The following is a 20,707-nucleotide window of genomic DNA, read 5'->3' as shown; positions in this document are numbered from 1 at the left end:
GCGCGCCGCCGCGCGCGGACGGTGCCGCGCACGACCTGCGACAATGGCCGCGCGACACCCCCCGTTCAGCCCCCGTACGCGAAGCTGCGCGCGCGTTTTTGCCTGCTGTTCGCCCGCGCGCGTGGGCATCCGAGAGCCCATGACCAACGCCCCGCCCATCGTCCGCCTGTCCGGCCTGCGCCTCGAGCGCGGCGGCCGCGCCGTGCTGCGCGGCATCGACCTCGACGTGCCGCGCGGCGCGGTGGTCGCCGTGCTCGGCCCGTCCGGCTGCGGCAAGTCGACGCTGCTGTCGGCGCTGACCGGCGAGCTCGAACCGTCGGCCGGCACCGTCGAGGTCCTCGGCCAGCCGGTGCCGCGCGCCGGCCGCGCGCTGCTCGAGCTGCGCAAGGGCATCGGCGTGATGCTGCAGGGCAACGGCCTGCTGACCGACCTGACCGTCGCCGAGAACGTCGCGCTGCCCTTGCGCACGCACACCCGGCTGCCCGACGCGGTGCTGCGCCAGCTGGTGCTGATGAAGCTGCACGCGGTCGGCCTGCGCGCCGCCGCCGACGCCTACCCGCGCGAGCTGTCCGGCGGCATGGCGCGGCGCGTCGCCCTGGCCCGCGCGCTGGCGCTGGACCCGCCGCTGATGATCTACGACGAGCCGCTGACCGGCCTCGACCCGATCGCCAGCGGCGTGGTGATGAGCCTGGTGCGCCGGCTCAACGACACGCTTGGACTCACCAGCATCGTCGTGACTCACCACGTGCACGAGACCCTGCCGATCGCCGACCACGCGATCGTGCTGGCCAACGGCGGCATCGTGTTCTCCGGCACCCCGGCGCAGCTCGAGGGCACGTCCGACCCGTTCGTCCGCCAGTTCCTGACCGGCGCGCCGGACGGGCCCATCGCGTTCGACGCCGCCCCGCGCGGCGCGGACGCCGCCGTCGCCGGAGCGCCCTGATGCCGTTCGTCGCCGCCACCCGCTCGCTCGGCCGCGCCGGCCTGTTCACGCTGGCCGTGCTGCGCGCGTCGAAGCCGACCGCCGACTTCTTCCGCGAGCTGACCCGCGAGATCTACAAGATCGGCGCGCGCTCGCTGCCGATCATTGCCGTCGGCGGCGCGTTCGTCGGCCTGGTGCTGACACTCCAGGGCTACCGCACGCTGGCGACGTTCGGCGCCAGCAACTCGCTGTCGACCCTGCTCGGCCTGTCGCTGTACCGCGAACTCGGTCCGGTGCTGACCGCGCTGCTGTTCATCGGCCGCGCCGGCAGCTCGATCGCCGCCGAGCTCGGCCTGATGCGCGCCACCGACCAGATCACCGCGCTCGGGCTGATGGCGATCGACCCGGTCGGCAAGGCGGTCGCGCCGCGCTTCTGGGCCGCGGTGCTGAGCGTGCCGCTGCTGACCGGGCTGTTCTGCAGCTTCGCGATCAGCGCCAGCTACCTAGAGGCCGTGCACGTGATCGGCCTGGACCCGGGCTACTTCTGGCCGGGGCTGAAGGACAACGTCGACTTCATCGACGACTTCAGCGTGGCCCTGCTGAAGTCGGCGGTGTTCGGCGCGACCGCGGCGCTGGTCGCGGCCTACGTCGGTTTCCATGCCGAGCCGACGATCGAGGGCACCTCGGTCGCCACCACCCGCGCGGTGGTCAACGCCTCGCTGCTGGTGCTGATGTTCAACTTCGTGATGTCCGCGCTGCTGTTCCAGTAGTCCCTTTCACCCCCGGCGACGGCGCACCCCGCGCCGGCGTCCGCTCCGGCATCCGCCGGGCACCGAGATCCAGGAAGACACCGCCATGAGCATCCGCGCTCCCCGTATCGAATTCGCCGTCGGCGCGTTCCTGCTGCTGTCGCTGGCCTCGCTGCTGGTGCTGGCCTTCGCCTCCACCAACGGCAAGTGGGGTTTCGGCGGCGATACGTACCCGATCACCGCACGTTTCGCCACGATCGGCGCACTTCGCCCCAACGCCCCGGTCAAGATCGGCGGCGTGGCGATCGGACAGGTCGGCAGGATCGAGCTCGACCCGGTCAAGTTCGACTCGGTCGTGACCCTCGACATCAACCGCCGCTACGACGCCCTGCCGGCCGACACCGCGGCCAGCATCCTGACCAGCGGCCTGCTCGGCGAGAGCTACATCAACCTGGCCCCGGGCGGCGACCCGGACACGCTGAAGCCGGGCGACGAGCTGGTGCTGACCCAGCCGGCGGTCGACCTGATCCAGCTGGTCGGCAAATACATGTTCAGCGGCGGTGGCGAGAAGGCCGGCGACACTGGCGCCGCAGCCGAGGGGACCGATCCGGACAGCGAGGCCCCGGCCTCCGACGACGGCACCCCCGCGTACCTGCAGGGCGAGTAATCGCCCGCCTCCCCCCACGGACGAGACCCCCCGAATGAAGCGTTCCGCCCTGACCGTACTGATCAGCGCCGCCCTGCTCGCCGCCGCGCCCGCCGCGGTGCTGGCGCAGGCCGCCCCCGCCGCGACGGCCGCCGCCGCGACGCCGAGCCAGCTGGTGCTCAACAACAGCACCCGCATCCTGACCACGCTGGAAACGCGTCGCGCCGAGTTCACCAAGGACCGGTCGAAGCTGCGCCAATTCATCAGCGGCGAGTTCAACGCGATGTTCGACCGCGACTACGCGGCCCGGCTGGTGCTGGGCGCGCACGGCCGCGGCGCGGCCGACGCCGACGTCAAGCTGTTCGCCGACGCGCTGACCGACAGCCTGATGCAGCGCTATGGCTCGTCGCTGCTCGACTTCAACACGCGCCTCAAGGTGCGGGTGAAGTCCGAGACCCCGCTGCGCAACGGCGCGATCGTCAAGGTGTCGAGCGAGTTCCTGCGCCAGGGCGGCGAGCCGATCCCGGTCGACTACCTGATGCGCAAGAGCGGCAGCCAGTGGAAGGTGTTCGACGTGATGGTCGAGGGCGTCAGCTTCGTGCAGACGTTCCGCAACCAGTTCGACGCCCCGCTGAAGCAGAAGTCGATCCCGCAGGTCGCCGCCGACATCCGCGCCGGCAAGCTGCAGGCCAGCGCCAACTGACATGGACGCGAGCGTGCGCCAGGACGGCGATGCACTGGTGTTCGGCGGCACGCTCGACCGTGCCGCCGTCGCGCGTCTGTGGCCGCAGCTGCAGGCCGTACCGGCGGACACCGCGCGGCTGGACCTGACCGCCGTCGAGGCGGTCGACAGCGCCGGCCTGGCGCTGCTGGTCGAGCTGCGTGCGCGCCTGCCGCGCGCGGCCGTGGTCGGATCGCCGCCCGGACTGTCCGAACTGCGCGCCGCGTACCGGCTCGACGAGGCCCTCGCGTTCGCGGCCTGAGCCGCGCTCCGCACCATCGCTCCCCGCGCTTTCCGACACGCACCGGTCCACGCGTTGCGTGGCCCCGGCCCAGCCCCGGCCCGTAGACTGCGACCATGCGCCCCCACGCCCCCGCCCTCGCCCTTGCGCTGCTGGCCCTGCCGCTGGTCGCGACCGCCCAGATCGTGACCCGGCCGATGTCGGCCGCGCAGCGCGTCGAGTTCGACCGCTGCATGGCCGCCGCCGGCCGCAACGAGGCCGCCATCCGCGCCTGCGTGAAGGCGGTCGAGGACGGTGCACCGGCGGCGCCGGTCGATCCTGCACCGCCGCCGGCCAGCGAGCCCGCACCGGACGCCTTCGACCCGCTGCCGGCGCCCGAGCCTGCCGAGCCGCAGCCATCGGCGCCCGACGCGACGCGAGCCAAGACAGCCGACCCGGCCCACGCGGAGCCCACGCCCGGCGAGCCGGACGCCGCAGACGCGGGCGCCGCGACCGAACCGACCGGACCGACCGACGCCGAGCGCGACTTCAACGCGCTGTACGGCAGCGGCCAGGACTACGACCCGGTCGCCGACCCGTCGCTGCCGTCGCCGGCGAACGTGCCGGGCACCTACGACCCGTGGGAGCGCTACAACCGCTCGATGCACCGCTTCAACAACGCGATCGACCGTGGCGTCGCGCGGCCGCTCGCGCGCGGCTACGTCAAGGTCGTGCCGCGCCCCGTGCGGCTGGGCGTCAGCAACTTCTTCAACAACCTCGGCCAGCCGGTGTCGGCGGTCAACGCGCTGCTGCAGGGCAAGCCGAAGCAGGCCGCGCAGTCGCTCGGCCGCTTCGCGCTGAACTCGACGCTCGGCATCGCCGGCGTGTTCGACCCGGCCAGCGACGCGCAGCTGCCGAACCGCAGCGAGGACTTCGGCCAGACACTGGGCGTGTGGGGCTGGAAGCGCTCGCGCTATGTCGAGCTGCCGCTGTTCGGCCCGCGCACCGTGCGCGACTCGTTCGGCCTGGTCGCCGACGCGCCGCTGAGCCCGCTGCGCCAGGTCGACGCCGACAAGATCCGCATTCCGGTGCAGGGCCTGCAGCTGGTCGACGTGCGCGCGCAGTTGCTCAGCACCGACAGCCTGCGCGAGGGCGCCGAGGACGACTACACGCTGGTCCGCGACGCGTGGACCCAGCGCCGCGACTACCAGATCTTCGGCGACCGCATGCGCGCCGACGACGACCAGCTGCCGGAGTACCTGCGCGACGACAGCAACCCGCAGGTGCCGGTCGACGCGATGCCGGTGCTGCCGCAGGACCTCGGCGGCGGCGGCTGACGTCCTTCGCGCGGCGACATGATCGCCGCCTCGATGAAAAAGGCCCGCCGTGCGCTGCGGCCGCGGCAGCGATTAAGCGATGACCGCGCGCGTCTTCGCGCGCCGCTACGGGCGCCGGACGCCTAGTCGTCGTCGCCGTCCGGCTCGGCGTCGCCATCCGCCACCGCGTCGATGCCGAGCAGCCGCTGGCTCTGTTCGGACGGAAGCGCCTCGACGTCACGCAGGCGGCGCGTCAGCACGTTCGTGCGGGTCTTGGTCTGGTCGATCTTGGCGCTGGCCTCGTCGAGCTTCTTCTTGACCCCGTCGAGCACGGTGCCGAACTTCGCGAACTCGGTCTTGACCGCACCGAGCGTGCGCCAGACCTCGCTCGAACGCTCCTGGATCGCCAGCGTGCGGAAACCCATCTGGAAGCTGGTCATCAGCGCCAGCAGCGTGGTCGGCCCGGCGACGGCGATGCGCGCGTCGCGCTGCAGCGCGTCGACCAGGCCCGGCCGGCGCAGCACCTCGGCGTACAGCCCCTCGGTCGGCAGGAACAGGATCGCGAACTCGGTGGTGTGCGGCGCGGCCACGTACTTGTCGCGGATGCGCGCGGCCTCCAGCCGCACGCGGCGCTCGAGCGCGTCGCCGGCGGCGCGCGCAAGCTCCGGCTCGCCGCGCTCCTGCGCGTCGAGCAGCCGCTCGTAGTCCTCGCGCGGGAACTTGGCGTCGATCGGCAGCCACACCGGCGCCTCGCCGCTGGAGCCGGGGAAGCGCACCGCGAACTCGACCCGCTCGCTGCTGCCGGGCACCGTGGCGACGTTCGACGCGTATTGGTCCGGCGCGAACACCTGCTCGAGCAGGCCGGCCAGCTGGACCTCGCCGAACACGCCGCGCGACTTCACGTTGGTCAGCACGCGCTGCAGGCCGCCGACGTCGGCGGCGAGCTTGTTCATGTCACCGAGGCCCTGGTGCACCTGCGCGAGCATCGTGGTGACGTTGCCGAAGCTCTCGGTCAGGCGCGTCTCCAGCGTCGCGTGCAGCTTCTCGTCGACGGTCGCGCGCATCTGTTCGAGCTTGGCGGCGTTGTCGGCCTGCAGCCGCTGCAGCTGCTGCTCGAGCGTCGCGCGCATCTCGCCGAGGCGCTGCTCGTTGCGCTGGGTCAGCTCGGCCAGCTTCTGCCCGAGCGATTCGGCGAACTGCTGCTGCAGTGCCGCGCCCTCGCTGCGCGACTTGCGCGCGTCTTCGGTCAGCGCCTCGCGCAGCGTGTCCAGCCGCGCGTCGGTGCGCACGGTGAATTCGTCCAGGCGCTGGTCGGTGCGCGCGGCGACCGCCTGCAGCTGGGTGCCGAAGCCGTCGATGCGCAGCGCCTGCGCGGCCGACAGGCTGTCGAGCTGGCCGCGCAGCTCGGCGCGGCCGTCGCGCTGCTCGTCGCGCAGCGTCGCCGCCAGCCGCTCGCGCAGCGCGTCGAGCGCGGCGTCGGGACGGCGCAGCAGCAGCACCACCAGCAGGGCGATCGCGACCAGCGTCGCGACGAGGAGGAGGACGAGCAGAACGGAGGCGTCGGGCATGGCGCCAGTGTAGTCGGGCCGGTCGCAGCGGCTGCGATGCGGCCCTGCGCGCGCTCAGTCGCGCGCGCTCGATCCACGCGGGTCAGGCCGCCGTGGATCGGCCGGGACTCAGTCCAGCACCCGGCAGAACACCGCCTTCAGGTAGCGGCTCTCCGGCACCTGCGCCAGCCACGGGTGGTCCGGGCCGGCGCCGGCAACCTTCAGCACCTGCACGGTGCGGCCGGCGTAGAACGCCGCGCGGCGCAGCATGTCGAGGAACTGCTCCTCGCTGACCAGCCCGGTGCACGAGAACGTCGCCAGCAGGCCGCCCGGCTTGACCACGCCGAGCGCCAGCTTGTTCATGTCGAGGTACTTCTTCAGCGCCGGGATCACCTGCTCGCGGTCGCGGGTCATCTTCGCCGGGTCGAGGATCACCACGTCGAAGCGGTCGCCGCGGTTCCCGGCGTCGCGCAGCCACGGGAAGATGTCGGCCTGCACGAACTTGACCTGGGCGTTGTTGAGCTTGGCGTTGCCGCGCGCGATCGCCAGCACGTCCTCGTCGATGTCGATGCCGACCACCTCGTCGGCGCCGCCCTTGGCCATCGCGTAGACGCCGAAGCCGCCGGTGTTGCAGCACAGGTCGAGCACGCGCTTGCCGGCGACCTGGCGCGACAGCCATTCGCGGTTCTCGCGCTGGTCGGCGAAGAAGCCGGTCTTGTGCGCGCCCGCGGGGTCGGCGCGGAACCTGACCCCGTACTCGGTGATCACCGCCGGCGCGGCCGGCTCGGAGCCGCGGAAGTCGAACGACTCCTGCTTCTGCACGTGCTCGTCGGCGAACGCGTGGAAGCGGCAGCCTGGGAACTGCGCGCGCAGCGCCTCGTAGATCCACTCCCGGTGGCGGAACATGCCGGCGCTGAAGTACTCGACGACCAGCAGGTCGCCGTAGCGGTCGACGACCAGGCCACTGAGGCCGTCGCCTTCGCTGTGCACGACGCGCCAGGCGTCGGTGGTCTCGTCCAGCCGCAGCACGTCGCGACGCAGCGACACCGCCGCGGCGATCTTGCGCGCGAACCAGCCGGCGTCGACCGGCACGTCGCGGTCGGTCTCGAGGATCCGCAGCGCGATGCGCGAGTGGCCGTTGTAGAACCCGCGGCCGATCCATTCGCCCTCCGGGCCGACGATGTCGACGATCGTGCCCGGGCGCGGCTTCTGCGCGGGCTTCTCGACGAGCTTCTGGAAAATCCACGGGTGGGTCGAGCGCCACGCGTTGCGCAGGCGGACCAGGGGGAAGTCGGCAGTCATCGCGCCATTCTACCGGCCGCCATGCGGGCGCCCGGCGGCGCGCGGGGTCGGACCCGTGCCGCGTTCAGGCCGGAACGGCGCCGGACCCGGCATCGCCGGCGGCGTCGACGACGCGGTTGCGGCCGGCGTCCTTGGCCTCGTACAGGCGCAGGTCGGCGCGGCGCAGCACCGCGTCGAGCGGCTCGCCCGGCCGCTGCGCGGACGCGATCCCGACCGACAGCGTCACGCGCAGGCCCGGCGCCGCGCCGCCGAGGTCGATCGCGCCGACCCGCTCGACGATGCGGTGGGCGATCTCGAGCGCCGCCTCCGGCGAGGCGCCTGGCAGCAGCACCGCGAATTCGTCGCCGCCGTAGCGGGTGGCCACGTCGCTGCTGCGCACCGCGCCGAGCAGCGCGGCCGCGACGCCGCGCAGCGCGTCGTCGCCGGCGGCGTGGCCGTAGCGGTCGTTGATGTCCTTGAAGCGGTCGACGTCGAGCATCAGCACCGACATCGCCCGGCGTCGGCGCGCGGCCTCGCGCATCGCGCGGTGCGCGTCGGCCAGGAACGACTCGCGGTTGGGCAGCCCGGTCAGCGGGTCGTGCATCGCCAGGTAGCGGATCTGCGCGCTGCGGCGGCGGTACTGCATGTGCAGGAAGCCGAACGTCGCCAGCACCGGCACCTGCACGAAGTACACCAGCACCACCGCCTGCACCGCGCTCATGCCGTCGCGCAGCGCCGGGCCGTCGGCGGGCGCGGTGAGCTGGTCGAACGCGCGCCACACCACCAGCGGCGCGGCCAGCAGGAAGATCAGCGCCATCGACCGCTCCGGCCACCAGCGCGGCGACTGGCGCAGCCCGCGCACCGTCCACACCGCAACCAGCATCGCCCCCAGCGCGCAGCACCAGAACGCCAGCAGCCGCGCCTCGATCGACCAGCCGTGCAGGTGGCCGATCGCCAGGACGATGACCGCCAGCAGCGGCGGCAGGTGCACCAGCGGGCCGGGCACGGGCGTGTCGGCTTCGATCGCCAGGGCGCGCGCCATCTCGATGTAGCCGGCCAGCAGCACGCCGCAGGCGAGCGGTTCCAGCCACGGCATCGGCAGCAGCCAGCGCGCCGCCAGCAGCAGCCAGGCCAGCAGCTGCAGCCCGAGCGCCGTCGCCCAGCTCAGCGTGGCGCGGTCCGGCGCGCCACGGGAGGCCCCGCGCGAGGCCAGGCCCAGGGTGCCGGCCAGCATGGCCGCGAGAAGCAGCAGGTAGGCGGTGAACAGCACGCCGACGGTGGTCACTTCCGGCTCCGGCCCGGGGATCGCCGGACGCTAGCACGGCCGGCCGTGAACGCTCCCGGACCGGCGTCCGGATGCGCGCGTCCACCCGACCGCCGGCGCGCATGGGCCTGGACGCATGGGCCTGGATCGGCCCGGATGGGTTAAGCTTCGCCTCGAAGGGGAGTAGCTCCCACCTCGTCGCGATCGTCATTTCGAGCGCACCCGCCAGGGTCCGCTCCGGTCCGGCGGCAGTCACACGACTGCGAGCAAGACCTTCGCCGCCCCGCGGCGAAGGTGCGTCCATCGGACGCCCCGGGCCGCGGCCACGTCGCGCCAACCGGGAGTTTCCATTCCATGCAGTCCATCGGCAGTCCCCTGCTGTGGGGCGTGTTCGCCTCGCTCGTCGTCGTCGCCCTGCTCATCGACCTGGTGCTGATGCGCCACGGCGGTCCACACAAGGTCACGTTCCGCGAAGCCGCGTGGTGGAGCGTCGGCTGGGTCGCGCTCGCGCTCGCGTTCGGCGGCTGGCTGTGGTGGCACGTGTCCGGCCAGTCGGGGCCCGACGAGGGCCAGCGCGTCGCGCTCGAGTACCTGACCGGCTACCTGGTCGAGAAGTCGCTCGCGGTCGACAACATCTTCGTGTTCCTGATGCTGTTCACGTACTTCGCGGTGCCGGAGGAGCAGCGCCAGAAGGTGCTGATCATCGGCGTGGTCGGCGCGATCGTGCTGCGCGCGATCATGATCTTCGCCGGCGCGCTGCTGCTGCAGAAGTTCCACTGGGTGCTGTACGTGTTCGGCGCGTTCTTGCTGCTGACCGGCCTGAAGATGCTGTGGGCCGCCGGCAAGGAGCCCGACCTCGACAACAACCCGATCCTGCGCTGGCTGACCGGGCACGTGCCGATGACGCGCGGCTACGTCGGCGGCAAGCTGTCGGTGGTCGAGGCCGGCAAGCGCCTGTACACGCCGCTGTTCATCGTGATCGTCATGGTCGGCATCACCGACCTGATCTTCGCGGTCGATTCGATCCCGGCGATCTTCGCGATCACCGACGACCCCTTCATCGTGCTGACGTCGAACGTGTTCGCGGTGCTCGGCCTGCGCGCGATGTTCTTCCTGCTCGCCGGCATGGCCGACCGCTTCCACTTGCTGCCGTACGGGCTGGCGCTGGTGCTGATGTTCATCGGCACCAAGATGCTGATCGTCGACGTGGTCAAGATCCCGGTGCTGGTGTCGCTGGCGGTGGTCGCGACGATCATCGGCGCGACGGTCGTGCTGAGCCTGCTGCGCCCGGCCCCGGACAAGAAGGCGTCGTGGTAGCCCACCGGCACCGCTGCGTTGCGTAGGGCGCGCCGCCGCCGGCCTTGCAACGGCCGGCCGGCGGCGCCACGTGATGACGATGCACCTGCCGACCCCCGAACCCGTCCCCGACACCCCGGCCCAGCGCGCCGCCGACCTGCACCGTTGGCGCCGCGCATTCAACGCCAGCCTCGCATTCGTGCTGCTGCTGGCCGCGGTCTACAGCGCGCAGGGCGGGTTCGACGTGCGCGCGTGGGCGCTGCAGCCGTGGGCGTGGGACGGCTGGCGCGGGCTGCTCGCCGCGCCGCTGCTGCACGGCTCGTTCGAGCACGTCGCCGCCAATGCGCTGTCGCTGCTGGCGCTGGGCACGCTCGCCGGCGGCCTGTACCCGCGTGCGACGCTGCGCGCGCTGCCGCTGATGTGGCTGGGCTCGGGGCTGGGCGCGTGGCTATTGGGAGCGCCTGGCACGTTCCACCTCGGCGCCAGCGGCGTGACCCACGGACTGATGTTCCTGGTGTTCGTGCTCGGGCTGCTGCGCCGCGACCGGCCGTCGGTGGCCGCGGCGATGATCGCGTTCCTGCTGCACGGGAGCATGCTGCTGACGATCCTGCCGCACGAGGCCGGGGTGTCGTGGCAGTCGCACATGGGCGGCGCCGCCGGCGGCGTGCTCGGCGCGCTGCTGTGGCGGCTCGCCGACCCGCTGCCGCCGCGCAAGCGCTACAGCTGGGAGCTCGAGGACGAGCTCGAAGCGGTACCGGCGCACGACGAACTCGAACCGCCCGCCCCGCGCGACGTGCCGGTCCTGTGGCATCGGCCGGGCACGACCGACGATCGCGGCGCGGTGCTGCCGTTCCGGCCGCGGCGCGACGATTGAGGGACGTCGCGCGTCGCATGACCACCGGCGTTTGTGGGCGCCGCGCGCGCGGTGCTAGCGTCCGGGGCTTCCGTCCGTCCCGGACCCCGTGAGCACCCGCCGATGCGCCAGCACCACCGCGTTCGCACCTGCCTGACCCTCGCCGCCCTGACCGTGGCGATCGCCGCGTGCCAGCGCCAGGACGCGCCGCCGGCCGCGCCGAAGGCCGCGGCCACGGCCGCCGCGGACACGTTCGATGCGAGCGCCGGCGCCGACGCGCGCCGAATCGAAGCCGACGTGCGCTTCCTCGCCGACGACCTGCTCGAGGGCCGCGAAGCGGGCACCCGCGGCTACGACCTGGCCGCGCGCTACGTCGCCGAGCGCTTCCGCGCGATCGGCTTGGCGCCCGCCGGCGACGACGGCGGCTACCTGCAGCGCGTGCCGCTGCTGCGCGCGGTGCGGGTCGCCGACGGCGCGCGGCTGGCGATCACCCGCGACGGCACGACCACCGAGCTGCGCTTCAAGGAGCAGTTCCTGCCGTCGCTGAACTTCAACGCGGCCAGCGCGACCGTCACCGCGCCGGCGGTGTTCGTCGGCCAGGGCGTGCACGCGCCGGAGCTCAAGCACGACGACTTCGCCGGGGTCGACCTGCGCGGCAAGATCGCGGTGCTGTTCGGCGGCGCGCCCGAGCGCTTCGACAACGACCGCCGCGCGTTCTATTCGTCCGGCCGGCAGAAGATGCAGGCGCTGGCCGAACGCGGCGCCATCGGCGTGCTGTACCTGGGCAACCCCGAGGACGAGAAGCGCTCGCCGTGGGCGCAGGGCGCCGAGAACTGGCAGCGCCCGGGTATGCGCCTGCGCGGCGACGACGGCAAGGGGCTGGACACCTGGCCGCAGCTGCAGGTCGCCGCGTCGGCCAACGCCGACAGCGTCGAGGCGGTGCTCGGCGGCAGCGGGCGCACCGCGGCGGCGCTGTTCGCCGCGTTGAAGTCCGGCACGCTGCAGGCGTTCGACCTGCCGGGCACGCTGACGCTGGCCGCGACCACGCGGATCGAGAACGCCGAATCGCACAACGTCGTCGCCAGGCTCGCCGGCGCCGACGACGCGCTCGGCAAGGAGCACATCGCCTACAGCGCGCACCTGGACCACGTCGGCATCGGCGCGCCGGTCGACGGCGACGCGATCTACAACGGCGCGCTCGACAACGCGCTCGGCGTGGCGGTGATGCTCGAGGCCGCGCAGCAGCTCGCGCGCGCCGAGTCCCGGCCGAAGCGCTCGCTGCTGTTCGTCGCGGTGACGGCCGAGGAGAAGGGCCTGCTCGGTTCGGACTGGTTCGCCCAGCGCCCGACCGTACCGCGCGATTCACTGGTCGCCAACGTCAACCTCGACATGCCGGTGCTGCTGACCCCGACCACCGACGTGGTGCCGATCGGCATCGAGCACTCGACGCTGCAGCCGCTGGTCGCGCAGGCGGCCAAGGACATCGGCGTGCAGCTGTCGCCCGATCCGTTTCCGGAGGAGGTGGTGTTCGTGCGCAGCGACCAGTTCTCGTTCATCCGCGCCGGCATCCCGGCGGTGTACCTGGACGGCGGCGTGGTCGGCACCGGCAGCGTCGACGGCAAGGCGGCGTTCGAGGATTTCCTGCGCGGCCACTACCACCGCCCGAGCGACGAGACGTCGCTGCCGATCCAGTACGCCGACGCGGCGCGGCTGGCGCGGCTCAACGCGCGCATCGGCCAGCTGATCGCCGACGCCAAGGACCGGCCGGCGTGGAACCCGGGCGACTTCTTCGGCGAGCGCTATGGGCGCAAGCCGGCCGACGCCGCGCCGACGCCCGCGGTCGCCCCGGCCGGGGACGCCGCCGCCGGCGCCGCGCGATGAAGACGCTCGGCTTGATCGGCGGGATGAGCTGGGAATCGACGATCCCGTACTACCGCGTGATCAACGAGACGGTGAAGCAGGCGCTCGGCGGCCTGCACTCGGCGAAGCTGCTGCTGGCCAGCATCGACTTCGCCGAGCTCGAGGCGCTGCAGCGCGCCGGCGACTGGGACGCGGCCGGCCGGCTGATGGCCGATGCCGCGGGCGCGCTGCGCGCCGGCGGCGCCGACGCGGTGGTGATCTGCGCGAACACGATGCACATCGTCGTCGACGCGGTCGAAGCCGCCGCCCAACTGCCGGTGCTGCACATCGCCGACGCGACCGCCGACGCCGTGCGCGCGCAGGGCCTCGACACCGTCGGCTTGCTCGGCACCCGCTTCACGATGGAGCAGCCGTTCCTGCGCGAGCGGCTCGAATCGCACGGCCTGCGCGTGCGGGTGCCCGACGCCGACGCGCGCGCGCTGGTGCACCGGGTGATCTACGACGAGCTGTGCCGCGGCGAGATCCGCGACGCCTCGCGCGACGGCTACCGCGCGGTGATGGCGGCGCTGGTCGACGACGGCGCGCAGGGCGTGATCCTCGGCTGCACCGAAATCGGCCTGCTGGTCGGCGACGCCGACGCGAGCGTGCCGCTGTTCGACACCGCCGCGCTGCACGCGCGCTACGCCGCGCGCTGGGCGCTCGACGCCGCCTGAGCGGGCCCCGCACGCGCCGCACGCGGGTCACCCTGCGCGCACCACGAATTCCAAAACACGATCCAAGAGTCACGCACCACGCCATTCCCCCATCGCAAGGACACGGACATGAACCACTGGTACTTCCACGCCGGCTCCGACCAGACCCGCGTCGGCCCGCTCGACGACGACGCCGCGCGCGAGCACGCGCTGCGCAACCCGAACGCGCAGTGCTGGCGCGAGGGCTTCTCCGGCTGGAAGCCGGTGCGCGAGGTGCCCGAGTTCGGCGCCGACGGCGCGCCGGCGATGCCGCCGCCGCTGTCGTCGACCGCCGGCGGCCGCGCGCGCAGCGACGACATCGACTACACGATCGTCGGCCAGGACATGCAGTTCGTCGAGATCGAACTCGACCCGGGCGAAAGCGCGATTGCAGAGGCCGGCGCGCTGATGTTCAAGGACGCGTCGGTGCAGATGGACACCGTGTTCGGCGACGGGCGCGCCAGCGGGCCGGGCGGCGGCTTCATGGACAAGCTGCTCAGCGCCGGCAAGCGCGTGGTCACCGGCGAGAGCCTGTTCACCACCGTCTACACGCAGACCGGCACCGGCAAGGCCAAGGTCGCGTTCGCCGCGCCGTACCCGGGCACGGTGCTGGCGATGAAGCTCGACGAGCACGGCGGCCGGCTGATCTGCCAGAAGGACAGCTTCCTGGCCGGCGCGCGCGGCGTGCAGGTCGGGATCTTCTTCCAGCGCAAGATCCTCACCGGCCTGTTCGGCGGCGAGGGCTTCATCATGCAGAAGCTCGAGGGCGACGGCTGGGTGTTCGTGCACGCCGGCGGCACCGTGGTCGAGCGCGAACTGCGCGCCGGCGAGCGCCTCGACGTCGACACCGGCTGCGTGATGGCGTTCCACGACACCGTGCAGATGGACGTGCGCGCGGTCGGCGGCATCAAGAGCATGCTGTTCGGCGGCGAAGGCGTGTTCCTGGCCACGCTGACCGGACCGGGCAAGGTGTGGCTGCAATCGCTGCCGTTCTCGCGCATGGCCGGGCGCATGCTCGCCGCGGCGCCACAGGGCGGCGGGCAGAACCGCGGCGAGGGCTCGGTGCTCGGCGGCCTCGGCCGCATCCTCGACGGCGACAACAGCTTCTAGCGTCGCGGCGCGCTCAGGAACCCAGCAGGTCGCCGTACTCGGCGGCGGTGTGCCAGCCGCCGTCGTCCTCGCTGACCATCACCTGGGTGGCGACGCGCTGCTGCTGCCACATCGCCAGCGCCGCGGCGTCGGCCGCCGCGCGTGCGCTGGCGCGGTCCGGATGGCCTGACTCGTGCGCGCCGCGCAGCGAGCACGAGACCGTCCAGCGGTCGCCGACCTGCAGCACGAAGAAAGTGGTCCGGCGCATGCGCGACTCCTGTCGTGGCGATCCCCCGCACACAGGGTGCCCGGTCCGGCGCCCGCGGCAAAGTCCGGCGTTCAGGGCGGGCCGGTATCCTGCCATCCGCCCTCCTCTTCCGCGTTCGACCGAGTCCTTCCCGCCATGCGCCCGACGCCGACCCGCCTGCTGCTGACCTTCGCCGCCACGCTCGCCCTCGCCGGCTGCGGCGGGCCCGACGCGGTGCGTTCCGACCCGCCGCCGGCGGTGCGCGCGGCGCCGGTCACCGTGCCGCCGGTCAAGGTCGGCATCGCCCTGGGCGGCGGCGCGGTCAAGGGCTTCGCCCATATCGGCGTGATCAAGATGCTCGAGGCCAACGGCGTGCAGCCGGTGGTCGTGTCCGGCACCAGCGCCGGCAGCGTCGTCGGCGCGCTGTACGCCAGCGGCATGGACGCGTTCGCGATGCAGAAGCAGGCGTTCGCGCTGGACGAGGAATCGATCCGCGACGTCAGCCTGTTCTCCGGCGGCGTGGTGAAGGGCCAGAAGCTGCAGGACTACGTCAACCAGCTGGTCGGCCAGCGCAAGCTCGAGGCGATGAAGCGCCCGCTCGCGGTGGTCGCCACCCGGCTCGAGGACGGCCAGCGCACGGTGTTCCGGCGCGGCAACACCGGCCAGGCGGTGCGCGCGTCGAGCTCGATCCCCGGCGTGTTCGAGCCGGTCAGGATCGGCGCCAGCACCTATGTCGACGGCGGCGTGGTCAGCCCGGTGCCGGTCGACGCCGCGCGCGAGCTCGGCGCGGACTTCGTCATCGCCGTCGACATCTCGAGCAAGGCCAGCGGCAAGTCGCCCGGCAGCCTGCTCGGCAACGTCAACCAGTCGATCACGATCATGGGCCAGAAGCTCGGCGCGCTCGAGCTGGCCCGCGCCGACGCGGTGATCCGCCCGGCCGTGCGCGACATCGGCGCGGCGGACTTCGAACTGAAGAACGACGCGATCCTCGAAGGCGAGCGCGCCGCGCTGGCCGCGCTGCCGCAGATCAAGGCGAAGATCGCCGCGCTGCAGCGCCAGCGCCAGGCCGCAGCGCAGGCCAAGGCCGACGCGGCCGCCGCCGACGCCGCGCGCGCCCGCGCCGCCCGGGCGAAGGCCGCATGCGAAGCGCAGCAGGGCCGCGTCGGCAAGCTGCTCGGGCGCGACGCGGACTGCTGAGACCGATCGGACTAGCGCGGCGGCAGCGGCATGCCGCCGAACGCCTTGACCGTGCGCAGCACGAAGCTCGAATTGACGTCGGCGACGCCGGCCTGGTTGAGGAGGCGGTCGAGCAGGAACCGCGAGAAGTGCTCGAGGTCGCGCACGACGATCTGCAGCAGGTAGTCCATGTCGCCGGTCAGCGCGTGGCAGGTGACGACCTCGTCCCACTGGTTCACGAATGCGCTGAAGGCCTCGATCGCGTCGGCATCGTGGCGGCTGAGCTGGATCCGCACGAACGCCTGCAGGCCCAGGCCCAGGCGTTCGGGGTCGAGCTCGGCGCGGTAGCCGGCGATCACCCCTTCGCGCTCGAGCCGCTGGACCCGGCGCAGGGTCGCCGACGCCGACAGGTGCACGCGCTCGGCCAGCTCGGCGTTGGTCAGGCGGGCGCCGCGCTGGAGTTCGGCGAGCAGCTGCAGGTCGGTGCGGTCGAGCTCGACGCTGGCCATGGTTTCGTGTGACTCGGCTGTCAAATACGCAATAATCGTGCGCCATGCGCCGCCTGGAGCGCAACAACGCAATCCCATTGCGCGGCTTGACCGATAGGGTGACGGAATCGTCCCGTGCGCCCGATCGAGCCGCCATGACCCCCGCCAGCCCGCAGCGCGTCGAACACCAGCTCACCGACAAGGGCTATGTGCCGGTCTACACCACGGCGGTGGTCGAGCAGCCGTGGTCGAGCTACACCGCCAGCGACCACGCCGTGTGGGCGCAGCTGTTCGCGCGGCAGCAGGACATCCTGCAGGGGCGCGCCAGCGACGAGTTCCTGCGCCAGCAGCGCGCGATGGGCATGAGCGCGCACCAGATCCCGAAGTTCGACGAGCTCAACCGGGTGCTGCGCGCGGCCACCGGCTGGGAGCTGATCGGGGTGCAGGGGCTGCTGCCGGAGCTCGACTTCTTCGAACACCTCGCCCACCGCCGCTTCCCGGTGACGTGGTGGATCCGCACGCCCGAGCAGCTCGACTACCTGTCCGAGCCGGACCTGTTCCACGACCTGTTCGGCCACGTACCGCTGCTGATGAACCCGGTGTTCGCCGACTACATGGCCGCGTACGGCCGCGGCGGAGTCAAGGCGCACGCGATCGGCGCCGACGCGCTGGTCAACCTCACCCGCCTGTACTGGTACACGGTCGAGTTCGGCCTGATCCGCCAGGCCGACGGCCTGCGCATCTACGGCAGCGGCATCGTCAGCTCGAAGGGCGAGTCGATCCACTGCCTCGAGAGCGCGGCGCCGAACCGCATCGGCTTCGATCTGGAGCGGATCATGCGCACGCGCTACCGCATCGACACGTACCAGAAGACCTACTTCGTCATCGACAGCTACGAGCAGCTGATGGAGGCGACGGCGCCGGACTTCACCCCGATCTACGCGCGCCTGGCCGAGCAGCCGTCGATCCCCGCCGGCGACGTGCTGGCGACCGACACGGTCTACCAGCGCGGCAGCGGCGAGGGCTGGCTGACCGACGGCGACGTCTAGTCCGTCGCGGGCCTAGGCGCCCGACAGCCCGCGCGACGGCGCCGGGCGCGGCTGCGGCCCCGACGGCAGGTACTTGCGGGTCAGCACCACCGCCGCGGCGGTCGCCACCACCACCGGGCCGAGCCACGCGAGGTTCTGCAGGGTCGGGCCGGCCAGCATCGGCAGCAGCTTGGGCAGGCCGATGCTGAGGAACGCGATGTGCGTCGCCACGCCGTTGCCGAGCATCGCCAGCAGGTGCTCGCGCATCCACCAGCGCGGCGCGGCCGGCGCGGCGCGCGAGAAGCGCCACATGCGCACGAACGTCGCCAGGCCGATCCCGGCGAACGACACGATCACCACCTGCGCGAACTGCGCGAGCAGCACGCCGACCGCGCCGATCGCGAGCGCGCTGGCCAGGTTCGCCCACATCAGGGCGCGGTAGGCGCGACCGGTGTAGCGGGCCCAGTCGCGCTTGTCCTTGATCGCGCGCCAGCTGGTCCACACCGCGGTGCCGGTGATCACCAGCAGGTACAGCAGGAACGCGCCGGCGACCGGACGTTCGACCAGCGTCGCGATGCTCAGCGGCACGGCGATCAGCAGCAGCGCCACCATCGCCAGCAGGTAGATGCGACCGGCGGCGACGTGCACCGGACTGCCCTTGCGCGCGAGGCCGGCGGTCCAGAACGTGGCCAGCGCGAGCGTGCCGAGGCCGGCGTGGACGAGGACGAGGATGGAATAGGCGGACATGGCGCGGCTCCCGGGAACGTGCGGCCACTTTCGGCCGGCGCGGCGCGCCGCTCAGGTGCCGGCCGTCATCGGATCGACCTGCCGGAAGTCACTTTCTGCGCCGCGGCGCTTGAGGCGCGCCGGGCGCAGGCCCAAGCTGCGCGCATGTCGACGACCACCCGCACCCTGCTGTCGCCGCTGAACTTCGCCGGCTACCTCGCGTGGGCGGGCATCGGCTGGGAGCTGCTGTTCTCGCGCTGGGACCCGCCGGACTGGCTGGCCGGGCGCGAGCCGCCGACGCCGCTGCTGGCGGCGCTGCTGCTGGCGTTCCTGGCGATGTTCATGCTCACCACCGGCACCGAGCGGCCGAACGCGCACAAGCGCGCGCTGGTGCTGGCGCAGGCGGTCATCGCCTTCGCGCTGATGGCGATGGCGCGCAGCAGCACGCTGCCGATCCTGCTGCTGCTGGTGCTGGTGCAGGCCGTGCACCTGTGGTCGACGCGCGCGCTGGTGGTCGGATTCGTGCTCGGCAACGTGCTGGCGTACGGCGTGTACCAGTACGTGTGGGACCTGAACTCGCCGTGGGTCTCGACGCTGATGCAGATGAGCTTCCAGGGCTTCGCCGCGCTGACGGCGTGGTTCGCGTTCCGCGCCGAAGCCACGCGCGACGAGCTGGCGGCGGTCAACGCCGACCTGCGCGCCACGCGCGAGCTGCTGGCCGAGTCGAGCCGCGAGTCCGAGCGCCTGCGCCTGTCGCGCGAGCTGCACGACGTCGCCGGCCACAAGCTCACCGCGCTGAAGCTCAACCTCGGCGCGCTGCAGCGCGACCCGCGCCACGTCGGCGACGCGCAGGTCGCGCTGTGCGCGCGGCTGGCCGACGAGCTGCTGGCCGACATCCGCGGCGTGGTCGAGCAGATGCGCCACGACGACGGCCTCGAGCTCGGCCCGGCGCTGGCCGCGCTGGCCGCGCCGTTCCCGCGCCCGGCGCTGCAGCTGCAGGTCGACGCCGATGCGCGCGCCGGCTCGCTGGCACAGGCCGAGGCGGTGCTGCGCACGGTGCAGGAGGGCCTGGTCAACGCCGCGCGGCACTCGCAGGCGCAGACGCTGTGGGTGGTGCTGCGGCGCGACGGCGGCGAGCTGCGGCTCGACATCCGCGACGACGGCCGCGCCGGCGGCGCGCTGCAGCCGGGCAACGGCCTGCGCGGCATGCGCGAGCGGCTCGAGGGCGTCGGCGGCGGCCTCGACGTGCGCCGCACTGACACCGGCGGCGTGCACCTGCGCGCGTGGCTGCCGGCCGCGGCCGCATGAGCGCGTCCCCGCGCGTGCTGCGGCTGGCGCTGGCCGACGACCAGGCGCTGGTCCGCGGCGGCCTCAAGGCGCTGCTGTCCGGCTTCGCCACGCTCGAGGTCGTGCTCGAGGCCGGCGACGGCCAGGCCCTGCTCGACGCGCTCGCCGGCACCGCGGTCGACGTGGTGCTGTCCGACATCCGCATGCCCGGCCTCGACGGCTTCGGCGTGGTGCGCGGGCTGCGCGAGCGCGGCGACGCGACGCCGGTCGTGCTGCTGACCACGTTCGACGACGAGGCGCTGCCGCTGCGCGCGGCCGAGGCCGGCGCGCAGGGCTTCCTGCTCAAGGACGCCTCGCCCGAGGACCTGTGCGAGGCGATCACGCGCGTGGCCGCCGGCGAAACGCTGCTCGCACCGGTGCCGACCGACCCGGTGCGCGCGCGCTACGCGTACCGCGACCAGGCCGCACCGACCGATACATTCAGCGAGCGCGAGGTCGCGATCCTGCGGCTGCTCGCCGGCGGCTACTCGAACAAGGAGATCGCGCGCGCGGTGTTCCTGTCCGAGGGCACGGTGAAGAACTACGTGTCCGAGATCCTCGACAAGCTCGGCACCCGCGACCGCACCCGCGCGGTGCTGAAGGCGATCACGCTGCGGGTGATCTGAACGCTCGCGCGGGCCGCCAGTGCCTGGTCCGTTCAGCGTGTTCAGCCACGCCGCCGGCCGCTTCGCCCGCGCCGGCCCGTATTCCACAGCGACCGCCGCCCGGCCTCACCGCGCACTCACGGGGGCGTGCGAATGATTCCAGACGCGCCGGTCTCATCCGGTGCGACCCACGAGAACGATCCTGCCGCCATGCACCCCGACGCCGACGAACTGCTCGAAGAACTGGCCCGACTCGACGCCACGATGGCGCACGTGGTCGCCTCCGCCGGGGACGGCGGCAATCCGGACCTGGAGCGCGTGCTCGACAAGCACGCCCGCCACCTGCGCGCGCTGCTCGGCAGCGACGGCGGCGAAGTCGCCACCGACGCGATCGACGCCGCCAAGCGCGCGTTGAACACCGCTGAGCCGGCCGCGCCGCTGCGCATGCTGTCGATGGCGCGCGACACCCTCGGCGCGGTCGTGCGTCGCCACGCGGCGCGGGCCACGACGTTCCACAAGGTCGCCTGACGCACGCGGGCGCGGCCACGCCCGCCCGGCTTCGCCTCTCCTGCTCGCCCGGACGCATGGGCCGCCCCGGCGCCGCGCGTGCGGCCGA

At 72.8% G+C, this 20,707-nt stretch carries 22 protein-coding genes; 16 read left to right on the top strand and 6 right to left on the bottom strand.

What is annotated here, in order from left to right; translation table 11 throughout:
• The first annotated feature begins 139 nt into the window (after positions 1-139).
• From D3A60_RS01115 to D3A60_RS01090, 6 genes are all read left to right on the top strand, one after another.
• A complete protein-coding gene (locus D3A60_RS01115; RefSeq protein ID WP_119716880.1) occupies positions 140-943 on the top strand; it encodes an ABC transporter ATP-binding protein in 804 nt (267 codons plus the stop codon).
• On the top strand, positions 943-1,692 hold the full coding sequence (locus tag D3A60_RS01110; protein ID WP_119716879.1) for an MlaE family lipid ABC transporter permease subunit: 750 nt from the start codon (positions 943-945) through the stop codon (positions 1,690-1,692). Before D3A60_RS01115 ends, D3A60_RS01110 begins: the two co-directional genes overlap by 1 nt.
• Positions 1,693-1,777: 85 nt before the next feature.
• Positions 1,778-2,338 carry an outer membrane lipid asymmetry maintenance protein MlaD gene (gene mlaD, locus D3A60_RS01105; RefSeq protein ID WP_119716878.1) on the top strand — a complete coding sequence of 187 codons (561 nt, stop codon included), beginning with the start codon at positions 1,778-1,780 and terminating at the stop codon, positions 2,336-2,338.
• Between the two features lie 34 nt (positions 2,339-2,372).
• A complete protein-coding gene (locus D3A60_RS01100; protein ID WP_119716877.1) occupies positions 2,373-3,020 on the top strand; it encodes an MlaC/ttg2D family ABC transporter substrate-binding protein in 648 nt (215 codons plus the stop codon).
• Between the two features lies 1 nt (position 3,021).
• The gene (locus tag D3A60_RS01095; protein ID WP_119716876.1) at positions 3,022-3,300 is read left to right on the top strand and encodes an STAS domain-containing protein; all 279 of its coding nucleotides are present in this window, start codon (positions 3,022-3,024) and stop codon (positions 3,298-3,300) included.
• 212 nt (positions 3,301-3,512) lie between these two features.
• Positions 3,513-4,595: an MlaA family lipoprotein gene (locus tag D3A60_RS01090; RefSeq protein ID WP_119717480.1), complete on the top strand. Its 1,083-nt coding sequence runs from the start codon at positions 3,513-3,515 to the stop codon at positions 4,593-4,595.
• Positions 4,596-4,717: 122 nt separating this feature from the next.
• Here the strand turns inward: D3A60_RS01090 and rmuC are convergent, their stop codons facing one another.
• The 3 genes from rmuC to D3A60_RS01075 all read right to left on the bottom strand — a co-directional run bounded on the left by rmuC (position 4,718) and on the right by D3A60_RS01075 (position 8,687).
• Positions 4,718-6,142 carry a DNA recombination protein RmuC gene (gene rmuC / locus D3A60_RS01085; protein WP_119716875.1) on the bottom strand — a complete coding sequence of 475 codons (1,425 nt, stop codon included), beginning with the start codon at positions 6,140-6,142 and terminating at the stop codon, positions 4,718-4,720.
• 108 nt (positions 6,143-6,250) lie between these two features.
• Complete coding sequence (locus tag D3A60_RS01080) at positions 6,251-7,423, bottom strand: class I SAM-dependent rRNA methyltransferase (RefSeq protein ID WP_119716874.1); 1,173 nt, start codon at positions 7,421-7,423, stop codon at positions 6,251-6,253.
• A gap of 64 nt (positions 7,424-7,487) precedes the next feature.
• Positions 7,488-8,687 (bottom strand): GGDEF domain-containing protein, encoded by a 1,200-nt coding sequence (locus D3A60_RS01075; RefSeq protein ID WP_119716873.1) that lies wholly within the window; start codon positions 8,685-8,687, stop codon positions 7,488-7,490.
• Between the two features lie 333 nt (positions 8,688-9,020).
• On the opposite strand from D3A60_RS01075, the gene D3A60_RS01070 reads away from it, so the two are divergent.
• From D3A60_RS01070 to D3A60_RS01050, 5 genes are all read left to right on the top strand, one after another.
• Positions 9,021-9,983, top strand: coding sequence for a TerC family protein (locus D3A60_RS01070; RefSeq protein ID WP_119716872.1), 963 nt, complete (start codon positions 9,021-9,023; stop codon positions 9,981-9,983).
• A 73-nt stretch (positions 9,984-10,056) separates the two neighbouring features.
• Positions 10,057-10,836, top strand: coding sequence for a rhomboid family intramembrane serine protease (locus D3A60_RS01065; RefSeq protein WP_407062744.1), 780 nt, complete (start codon positions 10,057-10,059; stop codon positions 10,834-10,836).
• Positions 10,837-10,938: 102 nt separating this feature from the next.
• Entirely contained in the window at positions 10,939-12,696 is a 1,758-nt protein-coding gene (locus D3A60_RS01060; RefSeq protein WP_119716870.1) for a M28 family metallopeptidase, read from the top strand.
• Positions 12,693-13,388, top strand: coding sequence for an aspartate/glutamate racemase family protein (locus tag D3A60_RS01055; RefSeq protein WP_119716869.1), 696 nt, complete (start codon positions 12,693-12,695; stop codon positions 13,386-13,388). Before D3A60_RS01060 ends, D3A60_RS01055 begins: the two co-directional genes overlap by 4 nt.
• Before the next feature lie 108 nt (positions 13,389-13,496).
• Positions 13,497-14,516: a TIGR00266 family protein gene (locus D3A60_RS01050; RefSeq protein ID WP_119716868.1), complete on the top strand. Its 1,020-nt coding sequence runs from the start codon at positions 13,497-13,499 to the stop codon at positions 14,514-14,516.
• A gap of 13 nt (positions 14,517-14,529) precedes the next feature.
• Here D3A60_RS01050 and D3A60_RS01045 read toward each other — a convergent pair whose 3' ends face one another.
• On the bottom strand, positions 14,530-14,763 hold the full coding sequence (locus tag D3A60_RS01045) for a hypothetical protein (RefSeq protein WP_119716867.1): 234 nt from the start codon (positions 14,761-14,763) through the stop codon (positions 14,530-14,532).
• Between the two features lie 135 nt (positions 14,764-14,898).
• On the opposite strand from D3A60_RS01045, the gene D3A60_RS01040 reads away from it, so the two are divergent.
• Entirely contained in the window at positions 14,899-15,939 is a 1,041-nt protein-coding gene (locus tag D3A60_RS01040) for a patatin-like phospholipase family protein (RefSeq protein WP_119716866.1), read from the top strand.
• A gap of 11 nt (positions 15,940-15,950) precedes the next feature.
• Here the strand turns inward: D3A60_RS01040 and D3A60_RS01035 are convergent, their stop codons facing one another.
• Positions 15,951-16,427 carry an Lrp/AsnC family transcriptional regulator gene (locus D3A60_RS01035; RefSeq protein ID WP_119716865.1) on the bottom strand — a complete coding sequence of 159 codons (477 nt, stop codon included), beginning with the start codon at positions 16,425-16,427 and terminating at the stop codon, positions 15,951-15,953.
• Between the two features lie 134 nt (positions 16,428-16,561).
• Between D3A60_RS01035 and phhA the strand changes: the two genes are divergently transcribed.
• Positions 16,562-17,455, top strand: a complete 894-nt coding sequence (gene phhA / locus D3A60_RS01030; RefSeq protein WP_119716864.1) for a phenylalanine 4-monooxygenase — start codon at positions 16,562-16,564, stop codon at positions 17,453-17,455.
• Positions 17,456-17,467: 12 nt separating this feature from the next.
• Here the strand turns inward: phhA and D3A60_RS01025 are convergent, their stop codons facing one another.
• Positions 17,468-18,181 (bottom strand): hypothetical protein, encoded by a 714-nt coding sequence (locus D3A60_RS01025; RefSeq protein WP_119716863.1) that lies wholly within the window; start codon positions 18,179-18,181, stop codon positions 17,468-17,470.
• A gap of 144 nt (positions 18,182-18,325) precedes the next feature.
• Between D3A60_RS01025 and D3A60_RS01020 the strand changes: the two genes are divergently transcribed.
• The 3 genes from D3A60_RS01020 (at position 18,326) to D3A60_RS01010 (ending at position 20,619) form a co-directional block, all read left to right on the top strand.
• Complete coding sequence (locus D3A60_RS01020; protein ID WP_119716862.1) at positions 18,326-19,468, top strand: sensor histidine kinase; 1,143 nt, start codon at positions 18,326-18,328, stop codon at positions 19,466-19,468.
• Positions 19,465-20,112, top strand: coding sequence for a response regulator (locus tag D3A60_RS01015; RefSeq protein WP_119717479.1), 648 nt, complete (start codon positions 19,465-19,467; stop codon positions 20,110-20,112). The genes D3A60_RS01020 and D3A60_RS01015 overlap by 4 nt, the downstream gene beginning before the upstream one ends.
• A 189-nt stretch (positions 20,113-20,301) precedes the next feature.
• Complete coding sequence (locus D3A60_RS01010; RefSeq protein WP_119716861.1) at positions 20,302-20,619, top strand: hypothetical protein; 318 nt, start codon at positions 20,302-20,304, stop codon at positions 20,617-20,619.
• The last annotated feature ends 88 nt before the right edge of the window (positions 20,620-20,707 follow it).

Origin of the sequence: Cognatilysobacter tabacisoli (assembly GCF_003586305.1) — a bacterium.
Taxonomy (GTDB): Bacteria; Pseudomonadota; Gammaproteobacteria; order Xanthomonadales; family Xanthomonadaceae; genus Cognatilysobacter_A; species Cognatilysobacter_A tabacisoli.
This window is presented reverse-complemented; position numbering and strand designations above follow the sequence as displayed.

Bases quoted from the DNA above. Each gene is read 5' to 3' on its own strand.
- D3A60_RS01095 (WP_119716876.1), top strand. From the start codon at position 3,022: ATGGACGCGAGCGTGCGCCAGGACGGCGATGCACTGGTGTTCGGCGGC.
- D3A60_RS01045 (WP_119716867.1), bottom strand. From the start codon at position 14,763: ATGCGCCGGACCACTTTCTTCGTGCTGCAGGTCGGCGACCGCTGGACG.
- D3A60_RS01050 (WP_119716868.1), top strand. From the start codon at position 13,497: ATGAACCACTGGTACTTCCACGCCGGCTCCGACCAGACCCGCGTCGGC.
- D3A60_RS01015 (WP_119717479.1), top strand. From the start codon at position 19,465: ATGAGCGCGTCCCCGCGCGTGCTGCGGCTGGCGCTGGCCGACGACCAG.
- phhA (WP_119716864.1), top strand. From the start codon at position 16,562: ATGACCCCCGCCAGCCCGCAGCGCGTCGAACACCAGCTCACCGACAAG.
- rmuC (WP_119716875.1), bottom strand. From the start codon at position 6,142: ATGCCCGACGCCTCCGTTCTGCTCGTCCTCCTCCTCGTCGCGACGCTG.
- D3A60_RS01010 (WP_119716861.1), top strand. From the start codon at position 20,302: ATGCACCCCGACGCCGACGAACTGCTCGAAGAACTGGCCCGACTCGAC.
- D3A60_RS01065 (WP_407062744.1), top strand. From the start codon at position 10,057: ATGACGATGCACCTGCCGACCCCCGAACCCGTCCCCGACACCCCGGCC.
- D3A60_RS01025 (WP_119716863.1), bottom strand. From the start codon at position 18,181: ATGTCCGCCTATTCCATCCTCGTCCTCGTCCACGCCGGCCTCGGCACG.
- D3A60_RS01040 (WP_119716866.1), top strand. From the start codon at position 14,899: ATGCGCCCGACGCCGACCCGCCTGCTGCTGACCTTCGCCGCCACGCTC.
- D3A60_RS01070 (WP_119716872.1), top strand. From the start codon at position 9,021: ATGCAGTCCATCGGCAGTCCCCTGCTGTGGGGCGTGTTCGCCTCGCTC.
- D3A60_RS01100 (WP_119716877.1), top strand. From the start codon at position 2,373: ATGAAGCGTTCCGCCCTGACCGTACTGATCAGCGCCGCCCTGCTCGCC.
- D3A60_RS01055 (WP_119716869.1), top strand. From the start codon at position 12,693: ATGAAGACGCTCGGCTTGATCGGCGGGATGAGCTGGGAATCGACGATC.
- D3A60_RS01020 (WP_119716862.1), top strand. From the start codon at position 18,326: ATGTCGACGACCACCCGCACCCTGCTGTCGCCGCTGAACTTCGCCGGC.
- mlaD (WP_119716878.1), top strand. From the start codon at position 1,778: ATGAGCATCCGCGCTCCCCGTATCGAATTCGCCGTCGGCGCGTTCCTG.
- D3A60_RS01060 (WP_119716870.1), top strand. From the start codon at position 10,939: ATGCGCCAGCACCACCGCGTTCGCACCTGCCTGACCCTCGCCGCCCTG.
- D3A60_RS01080 (WP_119716874.1), bottom strand. From the start codon at position 7,423: ATGACTGCCGACTTCCCCCTGGTCCGCCTGCGCAACGCGTGGCGCTCG.
- D3A60_RS01090 (WP_119717480.1), top strand. From the start codon at position 3,513: ATGGCCGCCGCCGGCCGCAACGAGGCCGCCATCCGCGCCTGCGTGAAG.
- D3A60_RS01110 (WP_119716879.1), top strand. From the start codon at position 943: ATGCCGTTCGTCGCCGCCACCCGCTCGCTCGGCCGCGCCGGCCTGTTC.
- D3A60_RS01115 (WP_119716880.1), top strand. From the start codon at position 140: ATGACCAACGCCCCGCCCATCGTCCGCCTGTCCGGCCTGCGCCTCGAG.
- D3A60_RS01035 (WP_119716865.1), bottom strand. From the start codon at position 16,427: ATGGCCAGCGTCGAGCTCGACCGCACCGACCTGCAGCTGCTCGCCGAA.